The 15211-nt window shown below is 66.6% G+C and carries 14 protein-coding genes; 7 read left to right on the forward strand and 7 right to left on the reverse strand.

Annotated features, from left to right (window positions below; translation table 11 throughout):
* Window positions 1–24: 24 nt before the first annotated feature.
* A complete protein-coding gene (gene clpB, locus ACRDNQ_RS09220) occupies window positions 25–2640 on the forward strand; it encodes an ATP-dependent chaperone ClpB (RefSeq protein ID WP_431828358.1) in 2616 nt (871 codons plus the stop codon).
* Between the two features lie 457 nt (window positions 2641–3097).
* On the opposite strand, the gene rpmE is transcribed toward clpB, so the two are convergent.
* The 4 genes from rpmE to ACRDNQ_RS09240 form a co-directional block, all read right to left on the reverse strand.
* Window positions 3098–3319, reverse strand: coding sequence for a 50S ribosomal protein L31 (gene rpmE / locus ACRDNQ_RS09225; protein ID WP_431828359.1), 222 nt, complete (start codon window positions 3317–3319; stop codon window positions 3098–3100).
* Between the two features lie 13 nt (window positions 3320–3332).
* The gene (gene rplS / locus ACRDNQ_RS09230) at window positions 3333–3716 is read right to left on the reverse strand and encodes a 50S ribosomal protein L19 (RefSeq protein WP_431828360.1); all 384 of its coding nucleotides are present in this window, start codon (window positions 3714–3716) and stop codon (window positions 3333–3335) included.
* Window positions 3717–4253: 537 nt separating this feature from the next.
* Window positions 4254–4637, reverse strand: a complete 384-nt coding sequence (locus tag ACRDNQ_RS09235) for an HIT domain-containing protein (RefSeq protein WP_431828361.1) — start codon at window positions 4635–4637, stop codon at window positions 4254–4256.
* A gap of 8 nt (window positions 4638–4645) precedes the next feature.
* Window positions 4646–6223 carry a DUF5928 domain-containing protein gene (locus tag ACRDNQ_RS09240; RefSeq protein ID WP_431828362.1) on the reverse strand — a complete coding sequence of 526 codons (1578 nt, stop codon included), beginning with the start codon at window positions 6221–6223 and terminating at the stop codon, window positions 4646–4648.
* Window positions 6224–6377: 154 nt separating this feature from the next.
* Here ACRDNQ_RS09240 and ACRDNQ_RS09245 point away from each other — a divergent pair, with 154 nt between their 5' ends.
* Window positions 6378–7181, forward strand: a complete 804-nt coding sequence (locus tag ACRDNQ_RS09245; protein ID WP_431828363.1) for a sulfotransferase family protein — start codon at window positions 6378–6380, stop codon at window positions 7179–7181.
* Window positions 7182–7252: 71 nt separating this feature from the next.
* Here ACRDNQ_RS09245 and ACRDNQ_RS09250 read toward each other — a convergent pair whose 3' ends face one another.
* Together ACRDNQ_RS09250 and nth are read right to left on the reverse strand one after the other, a co-directional pair.
* A complete protein-coding gene (locus ACRDNQ_RS09250) occupies window positions 7253–8239 on the reverse strand; it encodes an adenosine kinase (protein ID WP_431828364.1) in 987 nt (328 codons plus the stop codon).
* A complete protein-coding gene (gene nth, locus ACRDNQ_RS09255) occupies window positions 8236–8880 on the reverse strand; it encodes an endonuclease III (RefSeq protein WP_431828365.1) in 645 nt (214 codons plus the stop codon). Before nth ends, ACRDNQ_RS09250 begins: the two co-directional genes overlap by 4 nt.
* Window positions 8881–8991: 111 nt before the next feature.
* On the opposite strand from nth, the gene ACRDNQ_RS09260 reads away from it, so the two are divergent.
* The 5 genes from ACRDNQ_RS09260 to ACRDNQ_RS09280 all read left to right on the forward strand — a co-directional run bounded on the left by ACRDNQ_RS09260 (window position 8992) and on the right by ACRDNQ_RS09280 (window position 13480).
* On the forward strand, window positions 8992–9843 hold the full coding sequence (locus ACRDNQ_RS09260; RefSeq protein WP_431828366.1) for a methylated-DNA--[protein]-cysteine S-methyltransferase: 852 nt from the start codon (window positions 8992–8994) through the stop codon (window positions 9841–9843).
* Between the two features lie 104 nt (window positions 9844–9947).
* Complete coding sequence (locus ACRDNQ_RS09265; protein WP_431828367.1) at window positions 9948–10601, forward strand: OmpA family protein; 654 nt, start codon at window positions 9948–9950, stop codon at window positions 10599–10601.
* Window positions 10602–10774: 173 nt separating this feature from the next.
* Window positions 10775–11542 (forward strand): FadR/GntR family transcriptional regulator, encoded by a 768-nt coding sequence (locus ACRDNQ_RS09270; RefSeq protein WP_431828368.1) that lies wholly within the window; start codon window positions 10775–10777, stop codon window positions 11540–11542.
* 103 nt (window positions 11543–11645) lie between these two features.
* On the forward strand, window positions 11646–13088 hold the full coding sequence (gene hydA, locus ACRDNQ_RS09275; RefSeq protein WP_431828369.1) for a dihydropyrimidinase: 1443 nt from the start codon (window positions 11646–11648) through the stop codon (window positions 13086–13088).
* A 2-nt stretch (window positions 13089–13090) separates the two neighbouring features.
* Window positions 13091–13480: a VOC family protein gene (locus tag ACRDNQ_RS09280; RefSeq protein WP_431828370.1), complete on the forward strand. Its 390-nt coding sequence runs from the start codon at window positions 13091–13093 to the stop codon at window positions 13478–13480.
* Window positions 13481–13488: 8 nt separating this feature from the next.
* Here ACRDNQ_RS09280 and ACRDNQ_RS09285 read toward each other — a convergent pair whose 3' ends face one another.
* A complete protein-coding gene (locus tag ACRDNQ_RS09285) occupies window positions 13489–15150 on the reverse strand; it encodes a tetratricopeptide repeat protein (RefSeq protein ID WP_431828371.1) in 1662 nt (553 codons plus the stop codon).
* Window positions 15151–15211: the final 61 nt, after the last annotated feature.

Consider the following 15211-nt stretch of genomic DNA (forward strand, 5'->3'; position numbering starts at 1 on the left):
GGCGCTTACGGAAGGAGAGACGTGATGAACTTGGAGAAGTTCACCGAACGGTCGCGCGGGTTCCTGCAAGCCGCACAGACCATCGCGATGCGGGAAAGCCACCAGCGGCTTGCGCCCGAACATCTGCTGAAAGCACTTCTGGACGATGACCAGGGGCTCGCCGCCAACCTGATCAAGCGCGCGGGCGGATCGCCCCAGCGCGTGGCCGAGACCGTCGACCTTGCGCTGTCGAAGATGCCGAAGGTCACCGGCGACGCCGGCCAGACCTATATGGATCAGGCCACCGCGAAGGTCCTGGACGAGGCCGAGAAGATCGCCACCAAGGCCGGCGACAGCTTTGTCCCGGTCGAGCGTATCCTGACCGCGCTTGCCGTCGTGCAGTCGAAGGCGAAAGAGGCACTGGATGCCGGCGCCGTCACTGCCATGGCGCTGAATTCGGCGATCAACGACATCCGCAAGGGCCGGACCGCCGACACCGCGTCGGCCGAGGAAGGCTATGACGCGCTGAAGAAATATGCGCGTGACCTCACCGCGGCCGCCGCCGAGGGCAAGATCGACCCGATCATCGGCCGCGACGAGGAAATCCGCCGCACCATGCAGGTGCTCAGCCGGCGCACCAAGAACAACCCCGTTCTGATCGGCGATCCCGGCGTCGGCAAGACCGCCATCGCCGAAGGGCTTGCGCTGCGCATCGTGGACGGCGACGTGCCGGAATCGCTGCGCAACAAGAAGCTTCTGGCACTTGACATGGGCTCGCTCATCGCGGGCGCGAAGTATCGCGGGGAATTCGAGGAACGGTTGAAGGCGATCCTCAAGGAAATCGAGGCCGCCGCCGGCGAGGTCATCCTGTTCATCGACGAGATGCACACGCTTGTCGGCGCGGGCAAGGCGGACGGGGCGATGGACGCCTCGAACCTGCTCAAGCCGGCGCTTGCGCGGGGCGAACTGCACTGCGTGGGTGCGACCACGCTGGACGAGTACCGCAAGTACGTCGAAAAGGACGCGGCCCTTGCGCGGCGTTTCCAGCCCGTCCTGGTCGAAGAGCCGACGGTCGAGGACACGATCTCGATCCTGCGCGGCATCAAGGAGAAGTACGAACTGCACCACGGTGTGCGCATCTCGGACTCGGCGCTCGTCGCCGCGGCGACGCTCAGCCATCGCTACATCACCGACCGGTTCCTGCCCGACAAGGCGATCGACCTTATGGACGAGGCGGCAAGCCGCCTTCGGATGGAAGTCGACTCCAAACCCGAAGAGCTTGACGCCTTGGACCGGCAGATCCTGCAGATGCAGATCGAGGCCGAGGCGCTGAAGAAGGAAGACGACAAGGCGTCGAAGGACCGTCTTGAAAAGCTCGAGAAGGAGCTTTCCGACCTCCAGCAGCGCTCGGCCGAGATGACGGCCAAGTGGCAGACCGAGCGTGACCGCCTCGAATCCGCGCGCGACATCAAGGAAAAGCTTGACCGGGCGCGGGCGGATCTTGATGTGGCCAAGCGCGCGGGTGACCTCGCGAAGGCGGGCGAGCTGTCCTACGGCGTGATCCCGCAGCTTGAGCGGCAACTGGCCCAGTCCGAAGAACAGGACGAGGACGTGATGGTCGAAGAGGCCGTCTTCCCCGAGCAGATCGCCCAGGTGGTGGAACGCTGGACCGGCATCCCGACCTCGAAGATGCTCGAGGGCGAGCGTGAGAAGCTTCTCAAGATGGAAGAGGAGCTGGGCAAGCGCGTGATCGGGCAACGACAGGCCGTGACCGCCGTGTCGAACGCGGTTCGCCGGGCACGCGCCGGCCTTCAGGACGAGAACCGGCCGCTGGGGTCGTTCCTGTTCCTCGGGCCCACGGGCGTCGGCAAGACCGAGCTGACCAAGGCGCTGGCCGAATACCTGTTCGACGACGACAGCGCGATGGTGCGCATCGACATGTCCGAGTTCATGGAGAAGCATTCGGTCGCCCGCCTGATCGGCGCGCCTCCGGGCTATGTCGGCTATGACGAGGGCGGTGTGCTGACCGAGGCGGTGCGGCGCCGGCCCTATCAGGTCGTGCTGTTCGACGAAGTCGAGAAGGCTCACCCCGAAGTCTTCAACGTGCTTTTGCAGGTGCTTGACGACGGGGTGCTGACCGACGGCCAGGGACATCGGGTCGATTTCAAGCAGACCCTGATCGTTCTGACCTCGAACCTTGGGTCGCAGGCGCTGAGCCGGCTTCCCGACGGGGCGGATGCGGCCGAGGCCAAGCGCGATGTCATGGAAGCGGTGCGGGCCCATTTCAGGCCCGAGTTCCTGAACCGCCTCGACGACATGATCGTCTTCGACCGGCTGACGCGGTCCGACATGGATGGTATCGTCGCAATCCAGCTTGGGCGTCTTGAAAAGCGTCTGGCTCAGCGGAAGATCACGCTCGACCTAGACGAGGGCGCGCGCCTGTGGCTGGCCGACGAGGGCTATGATCCGGTCTATGGCGCCCGGCCCCTGAAGCGCGTCATCCAGCGCAGCCTGCAGGATCCGCTGGCCGAGATGATCCTGGCCGGCGAGGTCGCCGAAGGCGCCACCATCCAGGTCACGGCCGGACCCGATGGCCTGATCGTGGGCGAGCGTGTGTTGTCCTCGAACCGTCCGCGCCCCGGGGACGCGGTCGTCCACTGAGCCATCGACCCTGATGGCAAAGGCCCCGCGCGTGGCGCGGGGCCTTTTGCATCCGGCAGGCCTTCGGCCCGCCTCGCCGTTCGCCTTGTCCTCAAGCCCGCCGAGGACCAGCTGGCAACACACGGCAACACTGACCGGGCCTGGGAAGATGCCGACGATCCCCTGGTGATCAGACCCCCGAGGGCAACGGGAATGGCAAGGATCGCCGGGACATTCGCGCCGAACTGTTCGCGCTCCGCATCACGATCGCCACGATGGGTTGCCCAGTCCGACGGCGCCTCGGTTCCGGCATTGATGCGCTTTCTGCAAGGCCTCTCGGGTCATGCGCCAAGCCGCTGCACGGACGCAGGGGCCGGGCTGAGAGCGGGGCTTCAGGTCCTTGCCCGGGGGCCACGATCACGAAATGAAAACGCCGCCTCGAGTGGGCGGCGTTTCCAAATCTTCAAGGCGAGGCTGATCAGAAGCCGAGGCCTTCGTATTTCTTCTTGAACTTCGACACGCGGCCGCCGGTATCCATCAGGCGCGTGCCACCGCCGGTCCAGGCCGGGTGAACGCTGGGATCGATGTCAAGCGACAGCGTGTCCCCTTCCGAACCCCAGGTCGACTTCATCTTCAGAATCTCGCCGTTCGTGAGCTTCACGTCGATCAGGTGGTAGTCGGGATGAATGTCTTTTTTCATTGCGTGATCCCCCTTACGCGCCAGCGCCCGACTGGGCCTTGTAGGTGGTGTCCTCGGCGATGCGCGCCGACTTGCCGCGACGCGAACGGAGGTAATAAAGCTTCGCCCGGCGGACCCGGCCGCGGCGCACCACGGTGATCGAGTCGATGTTGGTCGAGTGAAGCGGAAAGACGCGCTCGACGCCCTCGCCAAAGGAAATCTTGCGGACGGTGAAGGATCCGGCGATGCCCTTGCCGTTCTTGCGGCTGATGCAGACACCTTCGTACATCTGCACGCGCGACCGCGTGCCTTCCGTCACCTTGTAGCCGACGCGGATGGTGTCGCCGGGCTTGAAGTCCGGGATATCCTTGCCGAGCGCGGCCACCTGCTCGGCTTCCAGTTGCGCGATCAGATCCATCTGACCAACTCCTATCTGCCTCCGGTTTTCCCGGAGAGGTTTCGTCCGCCTCAGAGCTCCGCGTCTTCGCCTGGGTCCGCCCCAATCCCGTGAAAGGGGCGCCCGCCGGAGGTTCAGGTCGTCGTTCGCTTGTTCCGCCCGCTTGCCCCGGAATGGCCGCAGAAGCATGCGGCCGGACAACGCCAGACGGGTCCGCCGGCCGATTCAGCCGCGAACCCGCGCCGTATAGGGCGGGGCAAGCGGCGAAGCAAGTCCAAACCGAGGGGTGCTGGGGGCTCTGCCCCCGGCCCCGCCTTGCGGGGCCACCCCCGGGATACTTCCAAGTCGATGGAAACGGGGGCGGTCCGCTGGAACCGCCCCCCAGGGCAAGGACGGTTCTTTCGAACCCGCCTCCACCGACCGCGGTCATCGGCGTCCCCGCCTGTACCGCGGGATCAGCATGCCGCCGTCGCCGTTAAGAAACCCCTAAAGTCCCTCCATCGACCCGAAAGTATCCCGGGGGAGGCGAAGCCGGGGGCAGAGCCCCCAATCCACCGTCTATCCAGCGCGCATCAGCATCGGGCCAAGAGGCCGGCCCGCAAGGATGTGCATGTGGAAGTGCGGAACCTCCTGCACGGCGTCCGCGCCGGCGTTGGCGATCGTGCGAAAGCCGTTGCCGCCCTCGCCCGGACAGACCCCCAGCAATTCGCAGACCCGGCCAAAGGTGCGCGCGAAGTCGACGATCTCGGCCTCCGACGCCTTGGCACAGAAGTGGTCGTGCGTCACATAGGGGCCTTTCGGGATCACCAGCACATGCTGAGGCGCCTGCGGGCGGATGTCGCGAAAGGCCAACGTGTACGCGGTTTCAAGAACGGTGTCGTTCGGGATCTCTCCACGAAGGATCTTCGCGAAGATGTTCTGGGGGTCATAGGAATAGGGCATCTCTCTCCTCAATCTGCAAACAGGGTGGGGTGGCTGGCGATGCGCAGGGCGCTTTCGGCGGGAATCCCGAGGAACCCCTCAATGGCCCTGGCGTTTTCTTCAGGCGATGCCCGTTCGCGGATCCTGAAGACCCCGGCCAACCCACAATCGCGGATGGCGTCGACTTCGGCATGCACGGTATTGCGCAGGGTCGGCAACAGCTGCCGGACGGTCGCGGGTGGCGTGTCCTGGCTGACAAGCCCGATCCGCAGCGCGTGCCCGATCAGGTAATGGTCGGACAGGTCGCACTCGATCGCGAGCGTCCGCGTGGCGTTGCGGTCGGCATGAACATCGCGCAAAAGGTCGATGTTCGCCGGATCGAGGCAGATCAGAAGGCGGTCTGTGGCGAAATGCTCGAAGAGCAGACGCAGGAATGCGCGGCGGTGCCGCGTCCGTTTGCCGATCGTCATGCCGATTCCCCCAAGGTCGGGCAGGGCGACATCTTCCTCGTCGAAGATGTAGTCGAGCATCGCGACATTCGAGACGAAGCTGACGTCGTCGGCAAAGCGGCGGGCAACATGCCATTTCTTGCACACGACGATCAGAAGTTCGCGCCCGGCCCCCACGCTGGTGTCGCTTTCCCAGAAGCGTCGGCCGTGCCGGCGACCGATCCGACCTTGCCGCGTCACGAAATCGTAAAGCCGTCGGGCGTCGGTGGCAGGCGGGAAGACGTGCCCCGTCTCGGAATAGAGCCGCCCAAGCCGTTCCTTCAGGGCAGTCGCCCCGGGCGAGATCTTGCGGGCGAAGAACTCTTCCTGTCCCAGAAGCAGGTCGCCGTGGTCGTTGTAGAAGGTCACCGGCATCCCGTAATCCGAGAACATCAGGAAGGTGGGTGGCCGCAGGCGGATCTCGTCGCGCGGCACCAGGTGGTGCACAAGGGTCTGGAAGAAGATTTCGTCAGGGATCCATGTGCGGCGGAAGAAGCGGATCACCTCGGGCCGGCGCTGGCAGAAATCGAGGATCGCGTCGACCGTGGCGCGGCGCAGGCACCACCACTGGCTGCCGATCCGGATCTGCAGACCCGGCGGCGGACGGCGGCGCAGGCCAAGCGCCTTCTGCGCTGCGATCGAGGCATAATAGAGCCGCTTGTGCCGTCGCTCGTTGAAGATGTGCCGGTAGATCAGGCGTTCTTCCTGAAAGCCCGTCTTGATCCAGCCCGAGGTGTGGAAGTCGACGCTTTCGATGCGGTCCGCGTCGTCGCGGTCAAGCGCGGCGTGAACATGCTCGGCCGACTTGATCGGCCGGCAGTCGCCTGAGATCAGGTAGAAATGCGTGGCTTCCGGGAAGGCGTCGCGCGCGGCCGACAGCGCCTGAAGTGTAGCTTCGACCAGGCTCCACTCTCCCCAGCCGCAGCGGATCCGACGACGGGCGAAAGTGACGCTGGGGTTGTTCTTCAGCGCATCGGCAAGGATCTGGAACTCGGCCTTCGGCGCCCGGGCGTCATAGTGAATCGCCACAAGATCGCCGGGGGCGGTCAGGTCGGCGACCAGTTGCAGCACCCCGGCGGGATCCCGATGGCAGAGAAGAAGGAAGGCGATCCTGGCCATGTGAAGATGCGGGGGCTCGTCAGGCTGTCCGGGGTGGCCTACCTGTTACCCGTGAACGGTCGTTGAAGAAACAGTCGTTTTTTGCTTGTTTCCTTCATAGCGTATGCGTGTGCCTGCCTGCCCCGCCAGACCGGCGCCCGACTTGGGAGAGAGAATGGGTTTTCCCGGCACCTGGATGACCGAGAGCGAGAGCATGGTCTATCGCGTGGTGCCGAAATGCGCCTGCTCGACCATTGGGCAGATCATGTTCCATTCCGATCACGGTCGCTACTTCGATGGCGATATCCATGACGCCACGGAGGGGCTTCACAAATGGGCGCAGGAGCGCAGCCAGCCCCTGATCGAGGCGAACGTCCGCGGGCATGGGTCCTACACCTTCACCTGCGTGCGCAATCCCTACACGCGGATCCTGTCGTCCTTCTTCGACAAGATCTGCGGCATCCAGCGCAACGGGCAGCGCTATCGGGGCAACCTCGTGCCGCAGATGGCGCTGAAATACGGGATCGAGGTCGAGGGCGACTTCGATCAGATCAAGGCGTTCCGGCGCTTTCTTCTGTTTGCGCGCGACACCATCCGCTTCCGCAAGCCGATGGACCCGGACATCCACTGGTCGCCCATGTCGGGGCATGTCGCGACGCTGATCGCGGGCGGTGGGCGCTATGACCACATCTTCTTCACCGAGCGGTTCGACGAGGGGATGAAGGTCGTCCTCGACAGCGTGACGACGCCTGTGACCGTCGATCTGGCCAAGGTGCCGCGTTTCAACGAATCCTCGGGCCACGGGCCGAAGCGGGCGCATCCGGTCGAGGCGTTCTTCGACGACCTCGCCATGCACCTGACCTACGAGATCTACAAGCGCGACTTCGAGCTGTTCCGCTATGACCCCTGGGATCCGTCGAACAAGATGCCCACGGGCGAGATCGACCTCGACGAGGTTCACAAGAAGCTGGCGGACTGAGGCGAAGCGCCTTGCCCCCGGACGCGTGGGACATGTCGCGGTCGACGTCGCACGGGCGCAGCGCCCGCGCGTCAGATCAGCCCGTCCTTCCGGAAAAGCGCCTTCAGATCGGTTTCGGGTCGGGCGCCGAAGTGGCTGATCACCTCGGCTGCGGCGACGACGCCCATCCGACCGCAGATCTCGAGGCTTTGACCCGTGGCGATGCCATAGAGAAAGCCCGCGGCGAACTGGTCGCCCGCCCCGGTCGCGTCGACCGGGACGACGCGGCGCACGGGCACCACCGCTTCCTCGTCTCCGCGCACGATCACCACGTCCGCGCCTGACCGGGTGCACACGATCAGGCGGCCTTCCCCCGCGGCGGTTTCAAGCGCGGCACCAAGGTCGTCGGTCTCGTAGAGCGACTGCCATTCGGCCTCGTTGCCGATGACGAAGTCGAGGTCTTTCACAAGCCGGCGGAAGTCGCCGCGGTGGCGGTCGACGCAGAACGGGTCGGACAGCGTGATGCCGGCCTGCCCGCCGGCTTCGCGGCAGAGTTTCGCGGCGCGTTCGAAGGCGGCCTTCCCCTTGTCCTTGTCATAAAGATAGCCTTCGAGAAACAGGATCTCGGCCCGCCCGGCGACGTCGTCGCTGACGTCCTCGGGGCCAAGCTCGGCCGAGATGCCGAGGTAGGTGTTCATCGACCGCTCGCCGTCCGGCGACACGAAGATCATCGAGCGCGAACTGGGTAGCTCGCCCCCCGCGACCGGCGGGTTCGGGAAATCGGTGCCGCCCGCGATCATCTCGCGCGCATAGAAGCGCCCGAGCGCATCGTCGTGGACCCGTCCGATGAACGCGGTCGACAGCCCAAGGTTGCCAAGGCCGGCAAGCGTGTTGGCGACCGAGCCGCCGGGCTGCTGCACGGGCGACCTCATGGCGCCATAGAGCATCTCGCCCCGGTTGCGTTCGACAAGCTGCATGATCCCCTTCTCGATCCCCATCAGGTCGAGAAAGCTGTCGTCGCACTGGGTCAGCACGTCGACGATGGCATTGCCTATGCCGACAACCTGGTAGGTCTTCATGGGGTCTTGTCCTCGTAGGAGCAGAGATCGCGGATCAGGCAGGCGCCGCATTTCGGCTTTCGCGCCACGCAGGTGTAGCGGCCATGCAGGATCAGCCAGTGATGGGCGTGTTGCTGGAATTCGACCGGCACGTTGTCCTCGATCGCGCGCTCGACGGCGATCACGTCCTTTCCCGGCGCGATCCCGGTGCGGTTGCCTACCCGGAAGATATGCGTGTCGACGGCCTGCGCGGGGTAGTGGAACCACATGTTCAGAACCACGTTCGCGGTCTTGCGCCCCACGCCGGGAAGCCCTTGCAGCGCGGCGCGCGACGACGGCACCTCGCCGCCGTACGCGTCGACCAGAAGGCGCGAGAGCTTCATCACGTTCTTCGCCTTGTTGCGGAAGAGGCCGATCGTCCTGATGTGCTCGACCAGCCGCTCTTCGCCCAGATCCAGCATCTTCTGGGGCGTGTCGGCGATCTTGAACAAGGCCCGCGTCGCCTTGTTGACGCCCGCATCCGTGGCCTGCGCCGACAGGGCCACCGCGACCAGAAGGGTGAAGGCGTTCACATGCTCGAGCTCTCCCCTCGGCGCCGGCTCGGCGGCCTGGAAGCGCAGGAAGACCTCTTTCATCGTGGCGTAGGGAAGCTGTGCGACCATGCGAGGCGTTATGGCCGCTGGCCCGGGCGTGGGCAAGCCGTGCTTTGCCGCAGGATTCGGGTCGCGGGTCGTAAGCGGCGCGACTATCTCTGTGGCATGAGGATGGATGCCATGACGACGATGACCACGCCCGAGGACAGCTATTACTACAAGCTGATGCGCCGCGCGATCGACCGGATCGATGCCGAAGACGGGCGCGAGTTGCGGCTTGAGGATCTGGCCGCCGAGATGAACCTGAGCCCCGCGCATTTCCAACGCATCTTCAGCCGCTGGGCTGGCGTCAGCCCCAAGCGGTTCCAGCAGTGGCTGACGCTCGAGCACGCCAGACGACTTCTGGCCGAGCGCCACACCACGCTCGAGACCGCCGATGCCGTCGGGCTGTCGGGGTCGGGCCGTCTACACGACCTCTTTCTGCGCTGGGAAGCGATGAGCCCCGGCGACTATGCGCGCGCCGGAGCCGGGCTGACGATCCGGTGGGCCTGGGTCGACAGTCCGTTTGGCCCAGCCCTTCTGATGGGCACGGATCGGGGCATCTGCGGAATCGGCTTCGCCGCCGAAACGGGGGCCGACGCCACCATGGCCGACATGAGGGCGCGCTGGCCGAAGGCCACCTTCGTCGAGGACCCGGCGACGATTGGGCCCCTGGCCGGGCAGGCCTTTCCGAAGGTGGCAGGCGCGGGGAAGGCCCCCCTTTTCCTGATCGGCGCACCCTTCCAGATAAAGGTCTGGGAGGCCCTTCTTCAGATCCCGACCGGTCATGTCACGACCTATTCTGACATCGCACAGGCCATCGGGCACCCGCAGGCTGTGCGGGCCGTGGGAACGGCGGTCGGGCGCAATCCGGTCAGCTGGCTCATTCCCTGCCACCGGGCGCTGCGCAAGTCGGGCGGGCTTGGCGGCTATCACTGGGGGCTGCCGGTCAAGCGCGCGATGCTGGCCTGGGAGGCGGCCGAAACCGCCTGATGGGCGGGGATTTGCCGAATCCCGATGATTTGCGCCTGTTTCCGTCTGATCAAACGCGGTATATCGGCGTTGGAGATGCCATGCATCATCAAGGGGTAACGAGCATGAAAAAGACGAAACCGATCCTTGCCGCCGTCGTGGGCCTTGCGGCGCTGACCGCCTGTACCGACGCGCAACTGGCCAATTCGAACCCGAGCGCCGGTGCCGGCGCAGCCGTGGGCGCGGTGACAGGCGCGCTGATCGGAACCGCCCTGTCGGACGGCGACAACCGCAGCCAGGGCGCCATCGTCGGCGCGGCGCTGGGCGCGGGTGCGGGCGCGCTGATCGGGCAGGACCTGGCCCGTCAGAAGGCCGAGCTTGACAACAGCTTCGCCAACGGGTCGATCGATGTGATCAACACCGGGTCGGAGCTGATCGTGCGGATGCCGCAGGATATCCTGTTCCCGGTCAGCGGCTTCACGGTCACGCCCGCGCTCGAAAGCGACCTTCGGGTGCTTGCGGGCAGCCTCAACCGCTATCCCAACAGCATTGTCACGGTCACGGGCCACACCGATTCGACCGGGTCGGCGGGCTACAACCAGACCCTGTCCGAGCGACGGGCCGAGTCGGTTGCCGCGATCCTGCGTGCCAGCGGCGTGAACGCGGCGCGGGTGCGCACGGTCGGCGCGGGCGAGAACCAGCCGATCGCGTCGAACCTGACCGAAGAAGGTCGCGCGCTGAACCGCCGGGTCGACATCACCATCACGCCGCTAAGCTGATCGCCGCGCCCGGCCGCAAGGCCGGGCGTCCGGCGGCATCACACCTCAGGGAAGGCAGGCTCCGGGAAACCGGGCCTGCACGCGGTGAGCGATCACGGCGGCCCGAGGCCTGCGTCAAGCGAATTGCCGAGGGCCCGGATTGGTCATATGTGTTTACCGATGAGGAGGGGTTCATGCCGTTCGAGAAGGTCGAGCAGGGCAAGCTTGCCGACGCCGTGGTGCGCCAGATCGAGCTTCTGATCCTGCGCGGTATCCTGCAGCCGGGCGAGCGCTTGCCCTCGGAACGGGAGTTGAGCGAGCGCATGGGCGTCTCGCGCCCGTCGCTGCGCGAAGCCGTGTCCGCGTTGCAGCGGAAGGGTCTTCTGACGGCCCGGCCCGGGGCTGGGATTTTCGTGTCGGACGAGCTTGGCGCACAGTTCTCGCCGGCGCTGACATCGCTGTTCGCCAGCCACGAAGAAGCCCTGTTCGACGTCATCGCGTTCCGCCGCGACATCGAGGGGCTTGCCATCGAACGCGCGGCCCGGGCCGGATCGGACACCGACCTCAGGGTGGTGGACGCGATCTTCACCAAGATGGAAGCCGCCCATGCCCGCCGCAGTGCCGCCGAGGAGGCTGCGCTGGACGCGCAGTTCCACATGGCCATCGTCGAGGCAAGTCACAACGTGGTCATGCTGCACATGATGCGGTCGATGTTCGAGCTTCTCAAGAAGGGCGTCGTCGTCAACCGGCAGGTGATGTTCCGCCAGCGCACGACGCGCGACACGCTGCTTGACCAGCACCGGGCCATCAACGCCGCCTTGCAGGCGCGCGATCCGGTGGCCGCACGGGCGGCGGTCGAGGCGCATCTCGACTTCGTCGAGGCGGCCCAGCGCCTGCAGGTCAGGGCCGACCGGAACGAGGCCGTCGCCCGCAAGCGGTTCGAGCACGAGCAGTCGCGCTAGGTGGGGGCGCTGCCCCCCGGCGGCACGCCGCCGTCCCCCGGAGTATTTCGGCAAGAGAAGAAGGGGCTTGCGCGGGCCGTCGCGGGCAGGTGAACTGCCGGGCATGCCCGATGCTTTCGACCTTGTCCTGCGCGACGCGCTGATCGTCACCGAAGACGGGGTGCAGGCGGGCGATCTGGGCGTGCGGAACGAGACGATCGCCGCGATCGGGGCGGTCGGCGGCCGGGGGACGCACGAGATCGACGCCGGCGGGCGGCCGCTTCTGCCGGGCGGGGTCGATCCCCATTGCCACATCGAGCAGATGTCGGGGATGGGCCTGATGAACGCCGACACGTTCGAGACGGCGACACGCGCGGCGCTTCTGGGCGGGACGACCACGGTGATTTCCTTCGCGGCCCAGGCCAAGGGCGAGGCGCTGTCCCGGACGCTGTCGGACTATGCCGCGCGCGCCCGACGCGGGGCGATGATCGATCACGCCTTCCATATCACCGCGACCGACCCCGGCGTTCCCGACTTCGCCGTGGACCTGATCCGCGCGATCGGCGCGGGGCACCGGTCGGTCAAGGTCTTCACGACCTACGCCATCCGTCTGTCGGACCGGCAGATCCTGGACATTCTTGCGCTGGCGAGGCGTGCGGGTGCGCTGGTCTGTGTCCATGCCGAGAACGACGCGATGATCGGCTGGATGAAGGACGCGCTGCTGGCGTCCGGCCTGATCCGGCCCGAGCACCACGCGCTGTCGCACCCGCGTCTGGCCGAGGTCGAGGCGGTCGAACGGATGATCCGCTTCGCCGAGTTCCTGGCCCAGCCGGTGATGCTGTTCCATATCTCGACGGCCGAGGCGCTGGCGGCCATCCGTGCCGCGAGGGCGCGCGGCGTGCCGGTCTGGGCCGAGACCTGTCCGCACTATCTTCTGAGCACCGCCGAGGTGCTGAAGCAGCCCGGTGTCGAGGGCGCGAAGTGGATGTGCTCGCCGCCGCAGCGCGAGGCGGCCGATTGCACGGCTCTTTGGGACGGTCTTTCGGACGGGACGCTTGATCTTGTCTCGTCGGACCACGCGCCCTACCGGTTCGATGCGACGGGAAGGCTGGCGGCGGGACCGTCGCCGCGATTCGACCAGATCGCGAACGGATTGCCCGGCTTGCAGACGCGGTTGCCGCTTCTGTTCGACGCCATGGTCAGCGCGGGTCGGGGCGGGCTTGAGGCCTTCGCGAGGGTGACGGCCACGGCGCCGGCCCGGGTCTATGGTCTGGAAACCAAGGGTCGGATCGCGGTGGGGGCGGACGCCGACCTCGTGCTTTGGGACCCCGAGCGTCAGTCCACCTATGGCGCCGACGATCTGGACGACAACGTGGGCTACAACCCCTGGGCGGGTACGACCGTGACGGGCTGGCCCGATATCGTGATCCAGCGCGGGCGGGTGATCGCCGAGGGCGGGCACTGCCGTGCGCGGCCCGGAGACGGGCGCTGGCTGCCACGGACCGCGATCGGATGCCGGACCGCATGCGCCCCCGCGCCCGAGGTCCGAACCGTTATGGAGGAGTGACCATGCCACCCCCGAAGATGCGCACCGAACTGGCCATCACCTTCCTCTACTACCGCGATTTGCCGACGGCGGCCGCCTTCTACGAGGAGGTGCTTGGGCTGACCCTGGCCATCGACCAGGGCTGGTCGAAGATCTATCGCCTGTGTGATGGCGCGCATGTCGGCCTTGTGGACGAGGCGCGGGGGATGCACCGCGCCGCCGATCCCAAACCGGTGCAACTGTGCCTTCGGGTGTCGGATGTCGATGCCTGGTATGCCTATGCCTTCGAGCGGGGACTGCCGAACCTTTCGCCACGGTTCGAGAACCACGCGCTTGGCATCCGCGCCTTCGTCTTCGAGGACCCCGAAGGCTATCAGATCGAGATCCAGCAGGCGACGCGACCGGGCGCCTGACGCTGGCCCTAGGCCTGGTGCGCGGCAGCCCGGGCGCAGAAGCACGACGCGCCCACGGACACGTCCGCGCGCGCCAGCGCGATGTCGAGCCGGGGCCGGAGTGCGGCGGCTTCGGCAACGCGGCCCTGTCGGGACAGACAGTCGTGAAGGCCCTTCAGGCTCCAGACGTTGTCGGGATGGATCGAGGACCGGGGAAGGTGGCCGCCAAGGCCCAGATCTTCGCGGTAGACGGCTTCGGCCTCGTCGAGCCGGCCCTGTTCCAGAAGAAGCGCGCCAAGCGCGTGGCGCGCAGGCTGCATCCAGCCCCAGGGTTCGTCATAGGGCAGTCCGTCGTCCAGCGTGACCGAGCGCCTGAGGTGATCGAAGGCCACATCGTGGTCGCCCTTGCGATAGGCGATCTCGCCCGCAAGCATTTCAGCCGCGATCCCCAGCAGGTCGACGCAGCGGTTGTTGTGCAGAAGCCGGGTCTCGGGGACGCGCGCCCAAGCGGCGTGAAAGTCCCGTTGGTGCGCCTCGGCCTCGGCGATGCGGCCCAGCGCCGCGCAGGCCACGCCCTTGGCGTAATGCAGTGTCGCCGTGAGATTGGCGTAAAGCTCCGCGTCATGCGGCAAGGGCTCGGCGATCAGCTCGTGCCACTTGCCGAAGCGGATGAAGACATGCGGGCGCATGGCCAGATAGCTTTCCATGTAATCGGCCATGGGCGGCGAGGGCATGCGCAGTAGCGCCTCGGGCGTGGTGGCGATCATTTCGTCTGCAGCGGCCAGCGCGGGCGCGTATTGGCCAAGGAACATCGCCCCGTAGATCGCGAAGTGATAGTCGTGCTGGCGGTAGGCGGTGTAGAAGTCCATCCCGCCTTCGCGGTCGTACCACTTCCGGTCTGCGGCGATGGCGGCATGGTTTGACCGCAGGACGTCCGAATAGGCGCCCACCAGAATGTCGATATGACTGGCCATGTGAACCAGGTGCCCGGCATCCGGCACCAGCGTCCGCAGCCTGTCCGCATGCCGCAGCGCCTTTTCCGGGACGGGCGACATCTCCATCAGGTGGACGTAGAGGTGCAGAAGCCCGGGATGATCCCAGGCCGCCGGCGTGCGCCGAAAGGCGGTTTCGAGGACCGCGCGCGCCTCGGCCGTATCGGCTCCCGGGGCGGGGCCGCCGGTGGTCAGGTCCCACATCCGCCAGGGCGTGCGGTCCATCAGCGCCTCGACGAAAAGCGCGGCGATGTCGAGATCCTCGGGGTAGGCGGCATGCACCGCCCGCATGGCGTCGGCATAGGCATCGTTCCAGCACGACATGTCGTCGATCGGGTCGGCCTGCGGATAGCGCGCGGAGAGCGCTTCAAGCAGGGCGCGCTCTTCTGCGCTGGCACCAGCGGCGCGCAGCCCGGCCGCTGTGGCCGCGTGCGCCTCGGACAGGACGGCGGCCCGGGTGGGGCCATCCATCAGATCCCACGTCAGGTTGTAGTTGGGGCCGGTCGCGTAAGCGATACCCCACCAGGCCATGGCACAGTCCGGGTCGGCCTCCAGCGCGCGCCTGAAGCAGGCGATGGCTTCGGCGTGGTGGAACCCGTAGGTCCAGACGAGGCCCCGGTCGAACCAGGCCTGCGCCTTGGCCACGGCGGTGGTGACGGGGCGGCCATGCGCGCCGAGGTCAAAGGGATAGTCCGACATGCCGGAAGTGTCCGCCGAGTCGCGGTCCGGTGCAAGCCGGGGGCTCTGCCCCCGGACCCCC

It is taken from the genome of Saliniferula longa (genome assembly GCF_050789285.1).
Taxonomy (GTDB): Bacteria; Pseudomonadota; Alphaproteobacteria; order Rhodobacterales; family Rhodobacteraceae; genus CAVPWP01.

What these genes read in the sequence shown, in the direction of transcription:
- rpmE (WP_431828359.1), bottom strand. Translation starts at nt 3,319, where the DNA reads ATGAAAAAAGACATTCATCCCGACTACCACCTGATCGACGTGAAGCTC.
- rplS (WP_431828360.1), bottom strand. Translation starts at nt 3,716, where the DNA reads ATGGATCTGATCGCGCAACTGGAAGCCGAGCAGGTGGCCGCGCTCGGC.
- ACRDNQ_RS09280 (WP_431828370.1), top strand. Translation starts at nt 13,091, where the DNA reads ATGCCACCCCCGAAGATGCGCACCGAACTGGCCATCACCTTCCTCTAC.
- ACRDNQ_RS09260 (WP_431828366.1), top strand. Translation starts at nt 8,992, where the DNA reads ATGACGACGATGACCACGCCCGAGGACAGCTATTACTACAAGCTGATG.
- ACRDNQ_RS09235 (WP_431828361.1), bottom strand. Translation starts at nt 4,637, where the DNA reads ATGCCCTATTCCTATGACCCCCAGAACATCTTCGCGAAGATCCTTCGT.
- nth (WP_431828365.1), bottom strand. Translation starts at nt 8,880, where the DNA reads ATGGTCGCACAGCTTCCCTACGCCACGATGAAAGAGGTCTTCCTGCGC.
- hydA (WP_431828369.1), top strand. Translation starts at nt 11,646, where the DNA reads ATGCCCGATGCTTTCGACCTTGTCCTGCGCGACGCGCTGATCGTCACC.
- ACRDNQ_RS09285 (WP_431828371.1), bottom strand. Translation starts at nt 15,150, where the DNA reads ATGTCGGACTATCCCTTTGACCTCGGCGCGCATGGCCGCCCCGTCACC.
- ACRDNQ_RS09240 (WP_431828362.1), bottom strand. Translation starts at nt 6,223, where the DNA reads ATGGCCAGGATCGCCTTCCTTCTTCTCTGCCATCGGGATCCCGCCGGG.
- ACRDNQ_RS09265 (WP_431828367.1), top strand. Translation starts at nt 9,948, where the DNA reads ATGAAAAAGACGAAACCGATCCTTGCCGCCGTCGTGGGCCTTGCGGCG.
- ACRDNQ_RS09270 (WP_431828368.1), top strand. Translation starts at nt 10,775, where the DNA reads ATGCCGTTCGAGAAGGTCGAGCAGGGCAAGCTTGCCGACGCCGTGGTG.
- ACRDNQ_RS09245 (WP_431828363.1), top strand. Translation starts at nt 6,378, where the DNA reads ATGGGTTTTCCCGGCACCTGGATGACCGAGAGCGAGAGCATGGTCTAT.
- clpB (WP_431828358.1), top strand. Translation starts at nt 25, where the DNA reads ATGAACTTGGAGAAGTTCACCGAACGGTCGCGCGGGTTCCTGCAAGCC.
- ACRDNQ_RS09250 (WP_431828364.1), bottom strand. Translation starts at nt 8,239, where the DNA reads ATGAAGACCTACCAGGTTGTCGGCATAGGCAATGCCATCGTCGACGTG.